This window comes from Pseudarthrobacter sp. NPDC092202, assembly GCF_044755505.1.
GTDB lineage: Bacteria > Actinomycetota > Actinomycetes > Actinomycetales > Micrococcaceae > Arthrobacter.
The window spans coordinates 197,218-212,872 of the sequence record NZ_JBIVRG010000005.1; the positions used below are offsets into that span (position 1 = coordinate 197,218).

Annotated in this window: 17 protein-coding genes; 4 read left to right on the forward strand and 13 right to left on the reverse strand. The window is 66.2% G+C overall.

What is annotated here, in order from left to right:
* Positions 1–20 precede the first annotated feature (20 nt).
* Genes ACIQF4_RS10805 through ACIQF4_RS10820 form a run of 4 tightly spaced genes read right to left on the reverse strand, consistent with a single transcriptional unit; the run spans position 21 to position 3,846 of the window.
* Positions 21–446: an ATP-binding protein gene (locus ACIQF4_RS10805; protein ID WP_350005311.1), complete on the reverse strand. Its 426-nt coding sequence runs from the start codon at positions 444–446 to the stop codon at positions 21–23.
* Positions 439–771, reverse strand: coding sequence for an STAS domain-containing protein (locus ACIQF4_RS10810; protein WP_350005313.1), 333 nt, complete (start codon positions 769–771; stop codon positions 439–441). The genes ACIQF4_RS10805 and ACIQF4_RS10810 overlap by 8 nt, the downstream gene beginning before the upstream one ends.
* Positions 761–2,737 carry a glycosyltransferase family 2 protein gene (locus ACIQF4_RS10815; RefSeq protein ID WP_350005315.1) on the reverse strand — a complete coding sequence of 659 codons (1,977 nt, stop codon included), beginning with the start codon at positions 2,735–2,737 and terminating at the stop codon, positions 761–763. Before ACIQF4_RS10815 ends, ACIQF4_RS10810 begins: the two co-directional genes overlap by 11 nt.
* Positions 2,734–3,846, reverse strand: a complete 1,113-nt coding sequence (locus ACIQF4_RS10820) for a SpoIIE family protein phosphatase (protein WP_350005317.1) — start codon at positions 3,844–3,846, stop codon at positions 2,734–2,736. Before ACIQF4_RS10820 ends, ACIQF4_RS10815 begins: the two co-directional genes overlap by 4 nt.
* Positions 3,847–4,068: 222 nt before the next feature.
* Between ACIQF4_RS10820 and ACIQF4_RS10825 the strand changes: the two genes are divergently transcribed.
* Positions 4,069–4,383, forward strand: coding sequence for a hypothetical protein (locus tag ACIQF4_RS10825; RefSeq protein ID WP_400579956.1), 315 nt, complete (start codon positions 4,069–4,071; stop codon positions 4,381–4,383).
* Between the two features lie 263 nt (positions 4,384–4,646).
* Here the strand turns inward: ACIQF4_RS10825 and ACIQF4_RS10830 are convergent, their stop codons facing one another.
* Together ACIQF4_RS10830 and ACIQF4_RS10835 are read right to left on the reverse strand one after the other, a co-directional pair.
* Complete coding sequence (locus ACIQF4_RS10830) at positions 4,647–5,210, reverse strand: ABC transporter substrate-binding protein (RefSeq protein WP_350005321.1); 564 nt, start codon at positions 5,208–5,210, stop codon at positions 4,647–4,649.
* A 283-nt stretch (positions 5,211–5,493) separates the two neighbouring features.
* Positions 5,494–6,087, reverse strand: a complete 594-nt coding sequence (locus ACIQF4_RS10835; RefSeq protein WP_350005323.1) for a GNAT family N-acetyltransferase — start codon at positions 6,085–6,087, stop codon at positions 5,494–5,496.
* 159 nt (positions 6,088–6,246) lie between these two features.
* Here ACIQF4_RS10835 and ACIQF4_RS10840 point away from each other — a divergent pair, with 159 nt between their 5' ends.
* Together ACIQF4_RS10840 and ACIQF4_RS10845 are read left to right on the forward strand one after the other, a co-directional pair.
* Positions 6,247–6,450 carry a hypothetical protein gene (locus ACIQF4_RS10840; protein ID WP_350005325.1) on the forward strand — a complete coding sequence of 68 codons (204 nt, stop codon included), beginning with the start codon at positions 6,247–6,249 and terminating at the stop codon, positions 6,448–6,450.
* A 56-nt stretch (positions 6,451–6,506) separates the two neighbouring features.
* Positions 6,507–8,000 carry an MFS transporter gene (locus ACIQF4_RS10845; RefSeq protein ID WP_400517404.1) on the forward strand — a complete coding sequence of 498 codons (1,494 nt, stop codon included), beginning with the start codon at positions 6,507–6,509 and terminating at the stop codon, positions 7,998–8,000.
* Between the two features lie 99 nt (positions 8,001–8,099).
* On the opposite strand, the gene bcp is transcribed toward ACIQF4_RS10845, so the two are convergent.
* From bcp to gcl, 5 genes are all read right to left on the reverse strand, one after another.
* On the reverse strand, positions 8,100–8,579 hold the full coding sequence (gene bcp, locus ACIQF4_RS10850) for a thioredoxin-dependent thiol peroxidase (RefSeq protein ID WP_400517405.1): 480 nt from the start codon (positions 8,577–8,579) through the stop codon (positions 8,100–8,102).
* An 80-nt stretch (positions 8,580–8,659) separates the two neighbouring features.
* Positions 8,660–9,346, reverse strand: a complete 687-nt coding sequence (locus ACIQF4_RS10855) for a winged helix-turn-helix domain-containing protein (RefSeq protein ID WP_400517406.1) — start codon at positions 9,344–9,346, stop codon at positions 8,660–8,662.
* Positions 9,347–9,355: 9 nt separating this feature from the next.
* Positions 9,356–10,699 (reverse strand): allantoinase AllB, encoded by a 1,344-nt coding sequence (gene allB / locus ACIQF4_RS10860; RefSeq protein ID WP_400517407.1) that lies wholly within the window; start codon positions 10,697–10,699, stop codon positions 9,356–9,358.
* Positions 10,692–11,906, reverse strand: a complete 1,215-nt coding sequence (locus ACIQF4_RS10865; protein WP_400517408.1) for a glycerate kinase — start codon at positions 11,904–11,906, stop codon at positions 10,692–10,694. Before ACIQF4_RS10865 ends, allB begins: the two co-directional genes overlap by 8 nt.
* A gap of 2 nt (positions 11,907–11,908) precedes the next feature.
* Positions 11,909–13,687: a glyoxylate carboligase gene (gene gcl, locus ACIQF4_RS10870; protein WP_400517409.1), complete on the reverse strand. Its 1,779-nt coding sequence runs from the start codon at positions 13,685–13,687 to the stop codon at positions 11,909–11,911.
* A 31-nt stretch (positions 13,688–13,718) separates the two neighbouring features.
* On the opposite strand from gcl, the gene ACIQF4_RS10875 reads away from it, so the two are divergent.
* Positions 13,719–13,844, forward strand: coding sequence for a hypothetical protein (locus tag ACIQF4_RS10875; protein WP_350005338.1), 126 nt, complete (start codon positions 13,719–13,721; stop codon positions 13,842–13,844).
* 3 nt (positions 13,845–13,847) lie between these two features.
* On the opposite strand, the gene ACIQF4_RS10880 is transcribed toward ACIQF4_RS10875, so the two are convergent.
* Positions 13,848–14,807 (reverse strand): 2-hydroxy-3-oxopropionate reductase, encoded by a 960-nt coding sequence (locus ACIQF4_RS10880; RefSeq protein ID WP_400517411.1) that lies wholly within the window; start codon positions 14,805–14,807, stop codon positions 13,848–13,850.
* A 29-nt stretch (positions 14,808–14,836) separates the two neighbouring features.
* Complete coding sequence (locus ACIQF4_RS10885) at positions 14,837–15,637, reverse strand: hydroxypyruvate isomerase family protein (protein WP_400517412.1); 801 nt, start codon at positions 15,635–15,637, stop codon at positions 14,837–14,839.
* Between the last annotated feature and the right edge of the window lie 18 nt (positions 15,638–15,655).

Here is a 15,655-nt window from a genome sequence, read left to right on the forward strand (position 1 = left end):
GGACAAAAACTCTTATTGGGTTAGCCGTGTTGGGAGGTGCGGGTGAGCACCCAGGTGTTGGTGCCGTCCTGGCGCTCGAACGTGACGGTGGTGACCAGCGCCTCGATTAGCGCCAGGCCGCGGCCCGACTCAGCGTCTTCATCCGGCGACCCCGGAACCATCGGTCCAAACGGCGGCGCGGCGTGATAGGCGCTGACGCGGGCCCGCAGCAGTGCGGGCTGCACCTCGATGTCCACACCGAGCTCCACCGGGTCCTGCCCCACAGGCTCCGCGTGCTGGACGATGTTCGACGCCGACTCGATCACCGCCGTCGTAAACGTCATCTGGTCCATGTCCCCCACGAAGGGGACATCGAGCCAAAGGCTGTCCAGGTCGTTGTGGACGGATTCGATGGCCTCTTCGGCAGCCGGTCCCCGGAAGCTGCGCGACGCCAGGACGTCAGTCATTGCTGAACGCCTCTTCGGCTGAACCGTAGGACGTCAACACCTTGTCCATGCTGGTCAGCTGCAGGACCATCTTCACCTGCGGCTGCACGGCGGCGATCCGGAGGTCCCCGCCGGCCTGGCGCGCAGCCTTGAGGCAGCCAATGAGCGCCCCGAGGCCTGAGGAGTCCATGAACGCCGTGTTTTCCAGGTTGACCACGATCCGGTTGGAACCGCCGGCAATCACATCGGTGACAAATTCCCGCAGCTTCGGTGCGGAGACCATGTTGAGCCGCCCGTCCGCCCTCACCTCGGCGTACGAGTCCTTGACCTCATAACTAAACTCCATCGGCGTTCCTTTCGTGTTGACCGGCTGACGGCGCGGCGGCCGGTTCGTAACCTTTGTAAAGCACTGCGCGGACCAGGATGCTCATGACCACCAGGTCGAAAATGACCCAGGCAACGTTCACCAGCGTGCCCAGGGGTTCCGCGAGTCCGGTGGCCAGGCGGATGATTCCGACGACGGCGGCCACCGCCAGCAGCACGGACACCACGATCTGCGGCTGGATCAGGCTCCAGCTGGGTCCGCCGCTCTGGCGCGCCTTGGGGGTGACGGCAAACCCAAGGGGACGGCCGAACCACACGTTGCGTGCCGCCGTCGAACACGCCTTGATCCAGGTGGGGAACAGCGCCAGGCTGTACTGCTGCCCGCGCCAGGTGGGGATGCCGCGGCCGGCGACCGCGAACAGCAGCTGGTTGACCACCATGAAGGGGATGAACCGAATGAAGAAGTCCCAGCTCAGGCTGGTGACTGGCAGGATGCCCAGCAGCAGGTAGATGATGGGCGCGGCGAAATAGATGACCGCTGCGTAGCCGCTCAGGTAGGTCCACATGGTGGCGAAGTACATGAGCCGCTGGCCGAGCTTGAGGCCCTTCTGGACCAGCGGGTTTTCCCGCAGCAGCACCTGGATGGTGCCCTGCGCCCAGCGGAGCCGCTGGGTGAGCATGGTCTTCAGGTCCTCCGGAGCCAGGCCGTAGGCCAGGACCTCGTGGTGGTAGACGCTCTCCCAACCCATGGCGTGCATGCGCATGGCGGTGGCCATGTCCTCGGTAACGGAGATGGTGGCCAGCGGCATGACCGGCTGGGCTTCGTCGTTGCGTTCCACGGACAGCGCGTCCAGGACGGCCTGCACGGATTCGAGGGCGCCCAGCGGCGACCAGTCGCGGGCGGACATCCGCTGCACGGCGTCGTCCGCCACCACCGGAACACCGGACTCGCCCACATGGGCCAGTTCCATGGCCGCGATCTCTTCAAGGTCCGCCTGGAGGGCTTCGACGTCGGCCATCACCAGGGTCTGCACGGCAGCGTCCACGCGGCGGCGGACCCGATAGGTGATCTCGCCCAGGGGCTGACCGGCGTCGAGTTCCTGCTGGGCCTCGCGGGTGGCGGCTTCAACCTCGTCCAGCACCTGGGCCACCAGCGGTGTTTCCGTGTCCGCTGACTTCCGGGCCTGCTTGATGGCGGAGCGCGAGGCGGCCAGCGCCCGGCGGATGCTCTTCTCGGTTTCCTTGACATAGCCCACCAGGCCCAGCTGCATCAGGGCCTCGCGGCGCAGGATGGCGTTGGAGCCGCAGAAGAAGGCCGCGTTCCAGCCGTCTTTGCCCTGCTGGATGGGGCCGTAGAACAGGGGAGCCTGGCTGCCCAGCGGATCGTCCGCCGGGACGTTGCTGAAGTACTGCGGCGTCTGGACCAGCGCCACCCGGCGGTTGTTGAAGTAGCCGAGGGTCTTTTCCAAAATGTCCGGTTCGGGGATCTGGTCCGCGTCCAGGATCAGGAGGAACTCGCCGTGCGTCTGCATCAGCGCGTTGTTGAGGTTGCCGGCCTTGGCATGCCGGGGCAAGTTGGAGGTCCAGTCCTCGCTCCGGGTGACGTACCCCAGGCCGTGCTGTTCGGCGAGGGCCTTCAGCTCGGGGCGGGCGCCGTCGTCCAGGATCCAGGTGCTGTGCGGGTGCCTGATTTTCTGCGCGGCCAGAGCGGTGGTCATCACCATGTCCAGGTCTTCGTTGTACGTGGTGATGAAGACGTCCACGGTGGCATCGGACGGGGGCGGCGGGGCGCCCTTGCGGATCTTCAGCTTCCACACGGTCATGCCGAAGAGCATGACGTCGATCAGGCTGTAGGTCTCGGCGATCACCAGCGGCAGCGCAATCCACCAGGCGTCCCAGTTCAGCGAGGCGGCCCAGCGCCAGGCGATGTAGTTGACGCCCGTGATGACGGTCAGGACAACAACAAGCCGGGTCCAGAAGCGGGTCATGCCGCGGGTTCCTGCGGCAGCCGGCGGACCACAACCACCGTGACATCATCCTCGGCCGTGGCGGCGGGGGCCAGGGCGAGGATGGCAGTGCTGGCGGCCTGCGCTGACTCCTGGTTGTGCGTTGCATGGAGTACGGCGTCGGTAAAGGCCTCCACGGAGTCGAAAACGTCCAGCACGCCGTCGCTCACAACCACCAGGGAATCACCCGGCTGCAGGTCCAGGGCAGACTGCGGCCATTCCGTTCCTGCCCACGCGCCCACCGGGGGACCGCCCGAAGGAAGCCGGTGCACCGTGCCGCCGGACTGCACGTGCAGCGCAAGCCCGTGGCCGGCGTCGACGTAGCTGACCCTTCCGGAAGCGGCGTCCAGGCGGGCATGGAAGAGGGTGACAAAGGAGTTTGAGGAGTCCAGGTCCGCGGCGATCGCCCTGCTGGCCGAGCCGAAGGCCGTGTCCAGGTCATGCCGCAGGCCAGTGGAGCGCATCACCGCGCGGACCGTTGCGGCGATTAGTGCGGCACCCATTCCCTTGCCCATGGCGTCGGCGAAGGTCAAGTGGAGCCCGTCCGGGGTCAGGTACCAGTCATAGAAGTCCCCGCCTACGTTCTGCGAGGGCCTGAACATCCCGGCGACATCGTAGCCCTCCACCTGGATGTTCTCCTGGGGCAGGAGGCTTTGCTGGACCTCCGTGGCCCGCTCCAGGTCGCTGCGCGCGGCAGAATCCGCGGCTGCGGACGGCCGGCGGCGGAACAGGGCATTGATCCTGGACTGGAGCTCGCGCGGGCTGAACGGTTTGCTGAGATACTCGTCCGCGCCGTTGTCCAGGCCGGTCAGCTTGTCCAGCTCATCGGCCCGGGCGGTCAGCATCACAATAAAGGCGTCGGAAAATTCACGGAGCAGTTTGCAGACTTCAAGGCCGTCAAGGTCCGGCAGGTTCAGGTCCAGCGTGACGAGGTCCGGCTGGACGCGGCGCACTTCCTCCACCCCTGCCAGGCCAGCTTCCGCCTGGGTGACATCGAATCCCTGCTTGGCAAGGACGCGGACCAGCAGCCCGCGGATGTCCGGGTCATCTTCGATGACAACGGCGCGACGGGATTCGGTGGGAGAGGCCATAGGTCTACTTCTACCGTATTAACCCCCGCGGGGCATGTCGCAGCACTTTACATGGGGTGCCAGGCCTCGGCCGCCGGTTCAGGATCTTGTGGAAATCCTTGGACCTGCTTGCCCGGACATTGAGGTCCGCCCGGGACACTCGAAGGCACGGAGCAGCTTTCATCGGAACCGGGCCAAGGACGGCCGGCCGGACGGCTGCACGGCTCGGAAAAGGTGCAGGTCATGGGGCAAATAAGGATCATAGACCAGGCGGCGGTCCACGCGGCCGCCTTTGCGGCCTTGGACAAAGGCCGGGCGCTGCTGCGTGTGTATTTCCACAGGCGGAAGGTGCGCGCTGCCGCCACGGCGCTGGCGGCAGCTTTGGCTGAGTCCCGGGAGGTGTGGAGCTGGCCGGGAGACCGGCTTCCAGTGGGGGACGAGATGTCCCAGCAGGTGGAGAGGCTGACCCGGCGCCTCAAGCTGGAGACGGAGGCACACGTGAGGCTGGAGGCACTTTTTAAGACTGCGGGTGGAGGGCGTTCCGTCCTGGCGCTTTAGGTGCCACACTTATGAGCAATCGAGTGGCTGGGGTTACCGGGTCAGGAGATTGTTATGGGTTGGTGGACAGGTTGGGCGTACCTCATTGCGGGACTCATGACAGTGGATGCACTGCTCCTGGCATTGTGGGCCATTGACGAGGACTGGCCCGGCAAATGGTGGAAGAAACCCTGACTGTTGTGTTTTCCTGTCCGCCCCCGACAGATAAATGACTGTGGGCAGTCCCGGAGGACCGCCCACAGTTTTAGTTGCTGGCTTGGAGCTTAGAGGCCAAGCAGGCGGTTGAGCAGGTTCGCCAGTCCGCTGGTGCCGCTGCCGTCCAGCAGGCCGGTGACGGCGCACAGGAGGTTGCCCACCAGGTTGCCGGCTCCAGGGACGGCAGTGATGTCCAGCTGGATCTGGTTGAGGTCGATGACAAGACCCAGGACGTTGAGGTTCAGTGGTCCCAAGTCGAGGTTGACCACATCGCAGGCGGCGCCGCCTGCAAGGGTCTTCTCAACGCCGCTTGTAACGGCTGTTGTGACCTCGGTTGCCGGGATGGCAGTCGCAGCGCCCGTGGCTGAGGTCAGGGTGCCTTCCACCAGGCCCGTTGCGGTCAGGACGCCATCCTGGACCTGGAAGCTGGTGGGCGTGAACGTACCTGCGAAAGCAGATCCATCGGTTGCGATGCCGGTGACCGTTGAGGTCACGTTGGCCGCATCTGCCGTGTTCGCCGAGGCGGCGGGCGCCGGTGCGGGCGGGGCAGCGGAGGCCGGGGCGCCCGCTCCGAAGATCATGGCTCCGGAAAGGGCTACTGCTGCCATAGGTGCAAGGACTCGTGTGCGCATATCTAATGTTCCTTTCAGTGCCGGTTTACGGCGCTTGAACCCCCGGCGTCCCAGCCCCCATGCGGAACTGCCGGCGGAACTCTTGATTTGCTGGATGAGGTGTTTACAAGCACCCCAACGGCTTTGCGTGATTGGCATCACCGTTACTACGAAACTAATAGTAAGTATGCTGATTAGTCAACTCCTCGACTTGATATGACAAGAGGATGAAGACGGCAGGCCTGAGTGCGGGTGCGTGAAAAGGCGTGCTGCAGCGCCCCCGGATCGAAGTTTGTTCTGCTGCTCAGGCCATGCCCGGGGACGTCCCGCCCAGCTCCAGCCGCATCAGCACCCGCGGGAATCCGTTGAGCACCGACCCGGTGTCCGCAACTTTGGTGAAACCCGCATTCTCGAATAGCTTGCGCGTGCCCACGTAGGCCATGGTGAGGTCCACCTTCCTGCCGCCGTTGTCCACCGGGTACCCCTCAACGGCGGGCGCCCCGAAGCTCCTGGCCATGGCCACCGCACCCGCCAGCAGATGGTGCGATATGCCCTTGCTCCGGTAGCCGGGCCGCACCCTGATGCACCACACGGACCACACCTCCGCATCGTCCACGTGCGGGATCTTGCGGTTACCCGCGAAACTGGTGTCCGCACGGGGGTGCACCGCTGCCCACCCAACTACCTCGCCGCCGTCGTACGCCAAAACCCCCGGGGGAGGACTCTGGGCCACCAACTGCTTCACCAGGTCCCCGCGCTCTGTCCCATGCAGTGCCTGGTTTTGTTTCGACGGGATGCGGTAGCTCAGGCACCAGCAGACGTTGGCGTCCGGCCGCTTGGGGCCCACCATGGTTTTGACGTCCTCGAAGCTGGTTGCGGGACGGACCTCGATCGCCATGCGGCCATCCTGTCACCGGGCAGTGCGGCTCGCAACGGAACTCGCAACTGCGCCCGCGGCGGCACCTGCATCGGCACCTGGATCTGCACCTGCAACGCCTGGCGACAGCACCGCTACACTGTACCGACACGGCAACTGCGGATAGACATGGCGGGCACAATGAACGACAAGCTGCACCTCACTCCGGATGACCAGTTCCCGGAGGACCTGGAAAACGTATCCGATAACGAACTGCAGGTCCTGGACAGCCGTGTCCAGCGCCAGCTCGACCACGAGATGGTGGTGGACGGCGAATCGGACCGTGAAACCGAGTTCCGCCACTACGAGCTGGACCAGGAGTTCAACGACCGCGACAAGCGCTGACGAAAGCCCGGTCCTGACCGTGTCCATGCTCCCGGGGTGTCATTACACTGGGACGCATGACCGACCAGGAACCGGTCCCGCCGCACGCCGCGGCGGCTTCCGACGGCGGGAAAAGATTTAGCGAAGACGCAGCTGTTACCTCTGCCGCGCTTGCGGACGGTGACGTTGAGGGCCTCACGGATCCGGACGCCGTCGACACCTCTTTGCGCACCCCGGCACAGCGGTCCCGCACCTTTGCCGGGATCCTGGTGAACACCGCCGCCGCCAACGTCACCACCAGCTATCTATGGTTCGCCCTGACGTTCTGGGTATACCTGGAGACGCGCAACGTGATCGCCACCGGGGTGGTGGGCGGGGCTTACATGCTTCTTATCGCCGTTTCCAGCATCAGCTTCGGCACGTTCGTGGACCGCTACCGCAAGCTGGCTGTGATGCGCTTTGCCGCCGCTTTCACCCTGGTGATGTTCGCGCTGTCCGGGGCCATGTTCCTGCTGACGCCCACCGCGTGGCTGCTGGACCTGGCCCGGCCGTGGTTCTGGGTTTTCACCTTGGTCATCCTGATCGGTGCGGTGGTGGAAAATATGCGCAACATCGCCCTCTCCACCACGGTGACCATCCTCATCGAGCCGGATCGCCGCGCCAACGCCAACGGGATGGTGGGCATGGTGCAGGGACTGATGTTCATCGTCACGTCCGTGCTTTCCGGACTCTCGGTGGGGCTGCTCGGCATGGGCTGGACCATCGCCGTCGCCCTGGCCCTCACCGCGCTCGCGTTCCTGCACCTGCTGACCCTGCGCATGCCCGAGGAAGTGCGGGCGGCAGCCACGGACGCCCATGGCAGCTTTGACCTGCGCGGTTCCCTCGCGGCCGTGCTGGCCATTTCCGGGCTTTTCGCCCTGATCCTGTTTTCCACGTTCAACAACTTCATTGGCGGCGTGTACATGGCCTTGATGGACCCGTACGGCCTGGAGATGTTCCCCGTGGAGCTCTGGGGAATTTTTTCGGCGGTCGGGTTCACGGGGATCCTTCTGGGCGGCGCGCTGATTGGCAAGTTCGGGCTGGGTTCCAACCCGTTGCGCACCCTGCTCCTTGCGGTCGCGTTGATGGGCGTCCTGGGAGCCGTGTTCACCGTGCGGGAGTGGGCGTGGCTGTATATCGCGGGTATCTGGGCCTACCTGGTCCTGGTGCCCTTTGTTGAAGCCGCGGAGCAGACAGTGATCCAGCAGGTGGTGCCTTTGCAGCGGCAGGGCCGGGTGTTCGGGTTTGCCATGGCGTTCGAGTCGGCAGCTTCGCCCGTCACGGCGTTCCTGATCGCCCCGATCGCCCAGTTCTGGATCATTCCCTATGCACGGTCCGCCGAAGGAGCCGCCCGGTTGGCCCCGCTGCTGGGCGAGGGCACCTCCCGCGGCATCGCCCTGGTGTTCCTCGTGGCCGGAGTCATTATGGTCCTCGCCGCGCTGCTGGCTTTCCTCACACCGGTCTACCGCCGGGTCTCGGAAGAGTATGCCGCCGGGGCGGCAGAGGCGAAAGCGGCGGCCGGCGGCCCTTAACGCCGGACGCTCCTGCAGTTCAAACTGCAGGAGCGTCCGGTGAAAAGCGGCTTTAAGTGGAAGAGCGTCCGGTGGAAAGCGGCGTTAAGTGCGGGAGGGTCAGATTCCCAGGGCTTCCTTCAGGGCGGCCACGTGGCCGTCTGCCTTGACCTGGTACTGGGCCAGGACAACGTTGCCTTCGGGATCCACCACAACGGTGGAGCGGACCAGACCCTCGGTGATTTCGCCGTTGACCAGCTTCTCGCCCCAGGCGCCGTAGGCCAGGGCAACTTCGTGGTCGGGGTCGGAGAGCAGCGGGAAGGTCAGGGAGAAGTCGCCCGTGAAGCCGGCCAGGGCCTCGGGCTCGTCAGGGGAGACGCCGATGACCTCGTAGCCCTTGCCCTGCAGGGAGGCCAGGCTGTCGCGGAAGTCGCAGGCCTCGGTGGTGCAGCCGGGGGTGGCGGCCTTCGGGTAGAAGTACACGATGACGTTCTTGCCACGGTAGTCGGCCAAGGCAGTCTCGCGGCCCTGGGCATCCTGAAGGGTGAAGTCAGGGGCCGGGGTTCCGGGCTGCAGCTTGGTGGTCAGGGTGGGGCTCATGGTGTTCCTTTGGAAGACTTTGTCATTACTGGCAAAACATCAAGTGAAGCGGCTTCCCGCTCAGTGATACAACTCCGGCGTCATATGCAGTATTCCGCCGGCCCGCGGACGGTGGCGCAGGAACCGGGCACAAACTGGTAGCCGCCGCCCCTTACGGTGGCCACGGCATGGCGCGCATTCCCGAGCTTGCGGCGGATCCTGCCCACGTAAACGTCGATGGACCGGGCCGAGGCTCCGGGGGTTTCGAACGAGTCCAGGAACTCCTGCAGTTCCTCCCTGCCCACGGTGCGGGACAGGTGCGTGACCAGGTACCGGAGGACCTTGAATTCGACGCCGGTCAGCGGCACGCGCCGTCCGTCCAGCAAAACCTGGTCAGCGGCCAGGTCCACCGCCATGCGGCTGACGGGGCCGGCCGACGGCGGCAGCCGGGTGCCGCCGTCGTCCTCCCCTGGTGCCCCGGATGGGGCACTGGAAGGGGCCTCCGCTGCGGAGGGAGGATGAGAGGAGTCGTCTGCGGCTCCCCCCGCGCAAGCGGAGGACCCCGGTGTGGGAGCTCCGGCGGCGGGCCAGTGGACTTCCGCCTCCGGAGCAGTCTGAAGGGCCTTGGCCAGGACCAGTTGGGCGGCGCGGGCCAGGAGTTCCGGGCTGGTGCCTTCCTCCGGGACAACCCACACGGCGAGGCCGCGGGCAGCTGCCCCGGTGAAGGCAGGCCTGGCGATGGTTCCGGGACGTGCCCCCGTCCTCGGATGGTGGGCTTCCACTGCCATGGCGCGTCCTTAGACTCCGCCGCGGCGGATCAGCTTGCCCGTGGGGGTCTGCCCGTCCACTACGGACCCGCGCAGGAAGGTCTTGCGGACCACCCCGGAGAGGGCCTTGCCGTCATACGGGGTGATGGGGTTCTTGTGCTTGAGCTTGGAAACGTCCACCACGAAGGCCTCGTCCGGGGCGAAGACGGCGAAGTCGGCGTCGTAGCCCAGGGCCAGCTGTCCCTTGTTGGACAGGCGGGCCAGCGCGGCGGGCTTCTCGCCCATCCAGGACACCACCTGCTCCAGCGGGATGCCGCGGTGGCGGGCCTCGGTCCAGATCAGGGAGAGCCCCAGCTGCAGGGACGAGACGCCGCCCCAGGCGACGGCGAAGTCGCCGTTCTCCAGGTCCTTCAGGTCCAGCGTGGAGGGGGAGTGGTCCGAGACGATGCAGTCGATGGTGCCGTCCAGCAGGCCCTGCCACAGCAGCTCCCGGTTGGAGGCCTCACGGATGGGCGGGCAGCACTTGTAGGCGGTGGCGCCGTCCGGGATTTCCTCGGCCATCAGTGTCAGGTAGTGCGGGCACGTTTCCACGGTGAGCTTCACGCCGTCGCGCTTTGCGCTGGCAATCATGGGCAGCGCGTCCGACGACGAGAGGTGCAGGATGTGGGCACGCGCACCGGTCCAGCGCGCCCGTTCGATGACCTCGGCGATGGCCTTGTTCTCCGCGCCGCGGGGGCGGGAGGCCAGGAAGGTCTGGTAGTGGTCGCCGCCGGGGTGCGGGGCGCGGTCGATCGCGTGGGAGTCCTCGGCGTGGACGATCATGAGGGAATCGAAGGACTTGAGTTCGGCCATGTCCTCCTCCATCTCGTCCGCGTCCAGGTGCGGGAACTCGTCCACGCCGGAGTGCAGCAGGAAGCACTTGAAGCCGAACACGCCCTCGTCATGCAGGGCGCGCAGGTCGCCCTTGTTGCCGGGGATCGCCCCGCCCCAGAATCCGACGTCGACGAACGCCTGGTCCTCGGCCACCTCGCGCTTGAGCTTGAGGTTCTCCACGGTGGTGGTGGGCGGGACGGAGTTCAGCGGCATGTCAATGATGGTGGTCACGCCGCCGGCCGCCGCTGCACGGGTGGCGGAGGCGAAGCCTTCCCACTCGGTGCGGCCGGGCTCATTGACGTGAACGTGGGTGTCCACCAGGCCGGGGATCAGGGTTTCGTCGTCGGCCAGTTCGATGACCTCGGTGCCGGCCAGGCCGTTGCCCAGCGGCTCGAGGGCCACGATCTTGCCGCCGCGGACGCCCACTTCACGTGGAGCCAGGCCGGCGGTGGTGAGGATGCGCTGGCCGCGGATGACCAGGTCAAAACGTTCTTCAGACATGAAGGTCCTCCTTGGTGGTGGCGGAACGGGACAGTGTGGTGGCTGCCAGCCTTCCGCTGATCTGTGTGCCCAGCTGCTCCAGAAGCGGCGCTGCCTCTGCTATGCACCTGTCTACATTGCTTTCAAGCTCGGTCAAAGCGTAAACGTCCTCGAATCCTGCGGCGGCTGCCTGCCCCTGAGCGAGGGTGGTCCGCCCGCAGACGGCAATCACCGGGACGCCCTGCGCGGCGGCTGCCCGGGCAACACCCATGGGGGTCTTGCCCAGCAGGCTTTGCTCGTCCAGGCTGCCTTCGCCGGTGATCACCAGGTCGGCGCCGGCCAGCCGCTGCTTCAATTCTGTGAATTCCAGAACCACGTCGATGCCCGGGCGCCGGGTTGCGGCCAGGACGGCGATGGCCGCATAGCCAACGCCTCCTGCCGCTCCGGCACCCGGGGCATCCGCGGCTTTGAAGGCCCTGTTGCCGGGGCCCTCGGGACCGATTTCCCTGGCCAGGACTTCGACAAACCTGGCCAGGGCGGCGTCGAGCATGCCGACGTCCCGTTGTGTGGCGCCTTTCTGGGGGCCGAAAATCGCCGCTGCGCCGTGGGCGCCCAGCAGGGGATTGTCGACGTCGGACGCCAGCACAAAGCGTGTGTCCTTCAGCCGGGGTTCGAACCCGCTGAAGTCGATCCGGTCCAGCCGGGCCAGGGCGGCCCCGCCGGACGGAAGTTCGTTGCCCTCACTGTCGAGGAATTTGGCGCCGAGTCCCTGCAGGACTCCGGCGCCGCCGTCGGTATTGGCACTGCCGCCTACGCCCAGGATGATCCGGTTGCAGCCGGCGTCCAGGGCGGCGCTGATGAGCTGGCCGGTGCCCAGGCTGGTGGCGGTGCGGGCCGCCGTCGAACCCGGGCGGCCGTGCACCAGGGCGCTTGCCGGGAGCAGGGCCAGGCCCGAGGCCGCCGCCATTTCGATGACGGCCTCATTGCCCCGGACGGCGAACTCGGCCGTGACCGGTTCTCCTGTTGGTCCGGCCACCACGGCGCTGCGGCGGGTGAAGCCGGAGCCGACGGCGGCGTCGAGGGTACCCTCACCGCCGTCGGCTACCGGGATGCGGACGACGTCCAGGTTGCCGCTCGCTCCCCGCTGCAGGCCTTTTTCCAGGTGCAGGCAAACGTCCGGGGCGGAAAGCGATCCCTTGAACTTGTCCGGGGCAATGACGATGCGCATGGTTAGCCCTGCAGTGCCAGGATGGCGGTGGGGGCGTCCGCGGCTGACTCGGCCAGTTCCTCGAACTCGTTCACGGCGTTGATTTCCACGCCCATGGAGATGTTGGTGACCTTTTCCAGGATCACTTCCACCACCACGGGAACCCGGAATTCGCCCATCAGGGCCTTGGCCTTGTCGAAGGCGGCGGCGAGGTCGTTGGGGTCCTCCACGCGCACGGCCTTGCAGCCCAGGCCTTCGGCCACCTTCAGGTGGTCAACGCCGTAGCCGTTGGTCTCAGGCGAGTTGATGTTGTCGAACGCCAGGGACACGTTCTGTTCCATGTTGAACCCGCGCTGGGACTGGCGGATCAGGCCCAGGTAGGAGTTGTTCACCACCACGTGGATGTACGGCAGGTTGAACTGCGCACCCACGGCCAGTTCCTCGATCATGAACTGGAAGTCGTAGTCGCCGGACAGGGCAACCACGGTCTCATCCGGCTTGCCGCGGACCACGCCGAGCGCGGCCGGGGCAGTCCAGCCGAGGGGGCCTGCCTGGCCGGCGTTGATCCACTTGCGCGGGCCGAACACGTGGAGCATCTGGGCGCCGGCGATCTGGGACAGGCCGATGGTGGACACGTAGATGGTGTCGCGGCCGAAGGACTTGTTCATCTCCTCGTACACGCGCTGCGGCTTGATGGGGATGTTCTCGAAGTGCGTCTTGCGGTGCAGGGACGCCTTGCGTTCCTGGCACTCGGCAACCCAGGCGCTGTAGTCCGGCAGGGACCCTGCCGCCTTGCGCTCCCTGGCAAGCTCGACCAGCCCTGCCAGCGCCGCACCGGCGTCGGACGCGATGCCCAGGTCCGGCGAGAACACGCGGCCGATCTGGGTGGGCTCGATGTCGATGTGCACAAACTTGCGGCCGGCGGTGTAGGTCTCCAGGCCGCCGGTATGGCGGTTGGCCCAGCGGTTGCCGATGCCGATCACGAAGTCGCTCTGCAGGTAGTTCTCGTTGCCGTAGCGGTGGGAGGTCTGCAGGCCCACCATGCCGGCCATCAGCTGGTGGTCGTCCGGGATGGTACCCCAGCCCATCAGGGTGGGGATCACCGGAACGTTGAGGAGCTCGGCCAGTTCCACCAGCTGCGCGGAGGCGCCGGCGTTGATGATGCCGCCGCCGGCCACGATCAGCGGGTGCTGGGCTACGGTGAGCATGTCCAGGGCCTTTTCCAGCTGCTTGCGGGAGGCCTTGGGCTTTTCAACGGGGAGGGGCTCGTAGGTGTCGATGTCGAACTCGATCTCGGCCAGCTGCACGTCGATGGGCAGGTCCAGCAGGACCGGTCCCGGTCGGCCGGAGCGCATCAGCTGGAAAGCCTTCTGGAAGGCGCCGGGAACCTGGCCCGGTTCCAGGATGGTCATGGCCATCTTAGTGACGGGCTTGGCGATGGACTCGATGTCCACGGCCTGGAAGTCTTCCTTGTGCAGCTTGGCGACAGGTGCCTGGCCGGTGATGCAGAGCATGGGGATGGAGTCTGCCCAGGCTGCGTAGAGGCCGGTGATCATGTCCGTACCGGCGGGACCGGACGTGCCAATGCAGATGCCGATGTTGCCGTCCTTGGCGCGGCTGAAGCCGTCGGCCATGTGGCTGGCGCCTTCAACGTGGCGGGCCAGCGTGTGGCGGATGCCGCCGTGGGCGCGCATTGCGGAATAGAAGGGGTTGATCGCGGCGCCTGGCAGGCCGAACGCCTCGATGGCGCCTTCCTTTTCCAGGATGGCAACCGCTGCATCAACGGTACGCATCTTGCTCATGGTGTGCTCCTACTTAAGTCTGTTTTTGGGTGTGCTGAAGTACCCCCACGAACCGTCGTGGGGCACTTTGGGGGTGGCCGCCGTCGTAATGGACGACGGCGGCCGGCGTGTCCGTGTCGAAGTGCCCCGTTTCGGGGCGGCCGGCTTCGCCGCGTGAGGGTTACTCGCGGCCGGAGAGCTGGAGGACCTGCTTGAAGAGTCCGGAGTGGTCCAGTGCGCCGTCGCCCTGGTTGACGGTGGCGGCGACGAGCTGGGCCACGACGGCGCCGAGGGGGACGGCGACGTTGGCTTCGCGGGCGGCGGAGGTGACGATACCCAGGTCCTTGTGGTGGAGGGCCAGGCGGAAGCCGGGGTCGAAGTTGCGGTCCAGCATCTTCTGGCCCTTCTGGTCCAGGACCTTGGAGCCGGCAAGCCCCCCGCCGAGGACCTTGAGGGCAGCGTCGGTGTCCACGCGGTAGGCCTCAAGGAAGGCGATGGCCTCGCCCAGGACCTCGATGTTGACGGCGACGATCAGCTGGTTGGCTGCCTTGACGGTCTGGCCGGAGCCCGAGGGGCCCACGTGGACGATCGTTTTGCCGACGGCATTCAGGACGTCCGAGGCTGCGTCGAAGTCTTCTTTTTCGCCGCCCACCATGATGGACAGGACGGCGTCGATGGCGCCCTGCTCGCCGCCGCTGACCGGGGCGTCGAGGGGGCGGATGCCGGCGTCGCGGGCGTCGTCGGAGAGGCGCTTGGCGACGTCGGGGCGGATGCTGGAGGCGTCGATCCACAAGGCGCCCTGCTTGGCGTTGGCGAACACGCCGTCCTTGCCGCTGACCACGCCTTCGACGTCGGGGGAGTCGGGCACCATGGTGATGACGACGTCGGCGTCCTTGACGGCGTCCGCGATGCTGGTGGCACCCTTGCCGCCTTCGGAGACGAGCTTGTCGATTTTGTCCTGGCTGCGGTTGAAGCCGGTGACGGTGTGGCCGGCCTTGACCAGGTTGATGGCCATGGGCAGGCCCATGATTCCGAGTCCGATAACTGCAACGTTGCTCATGGTGGTTCTCTTTCCTGAAGTCTGTGGGGGGCTGCCCAACTGGGTCGCAGTAGATGTCGTAATAGAGGGTCTAAGCGACATCTGCTGCTACTTAGTTGGGCGGGTGGGGATTACTGGCTGACGCGCTGGCGGATGGCCCAGCTGAAGGCCGTTTCTTGCGGCTCCTTGTACTCGAGGCCGATGTAGCCCTCGTAGCCGAGTTCGCGGCTGCGGGCGATCCACTCGCCGAGGGGGAGGGTGCCGGTGCCGGGGGCGCCACGGCCGGGGTTGTCCGCGATCTGGATGTGGCCGAAGTCCCTGGCGTGGTTTTCGATGACAGCCGCCACATCGTCGCCGTTGACTGCCAGGTGGTAGAAGTCGGCGAGGAGCTTGATGTTGCCGACGCCGGCCTCGGCCTTCACGCGGGCGATGACCTTGAGGGCGTCGGCAGCGGTGAGGAGCGGGTACTTGGGTGCACCGCTGACCGGCTCCAGGAGGACTGTCCCGCCGATCCGGGCAACGCCGTCGGCCGCTGCGGCCAGGTTCTTGACCGCCAGTTCGTCCTGTTCCTCGGGAGTGAACTCGTCCTGCCGGTTGCCGTAGAGGGCGTTGAAGGCTTTGCAGCCCAGGCGCTCGCCGATGCCGGCCACGACGTCGATGTTGTCCTTGAACTCGGAGCAGCGTCCCTTCCAGGAGACGAGTCCGCGGTCGCCGCCGGGCATGTTGCCGGCGTTGAAGTTCAGTCCGGTGAGCTGAACGCCGGCGTCCTGGATGGCGTTCTCGAAGTCGGTGACCTGGGCGTCGGACGGGACGGAGCTCTCAAAGGGCCACCAGAACTCGACAGCGTCAAAGCCGGCTGCCTTGGCTGCGGCAGGGCGCTCGAGCAGGGGCAGCTCCGTGAGGAGGATGGAGCAGTTCACTGTGTACGTCATCGTAGGTCCTTCCAAGGA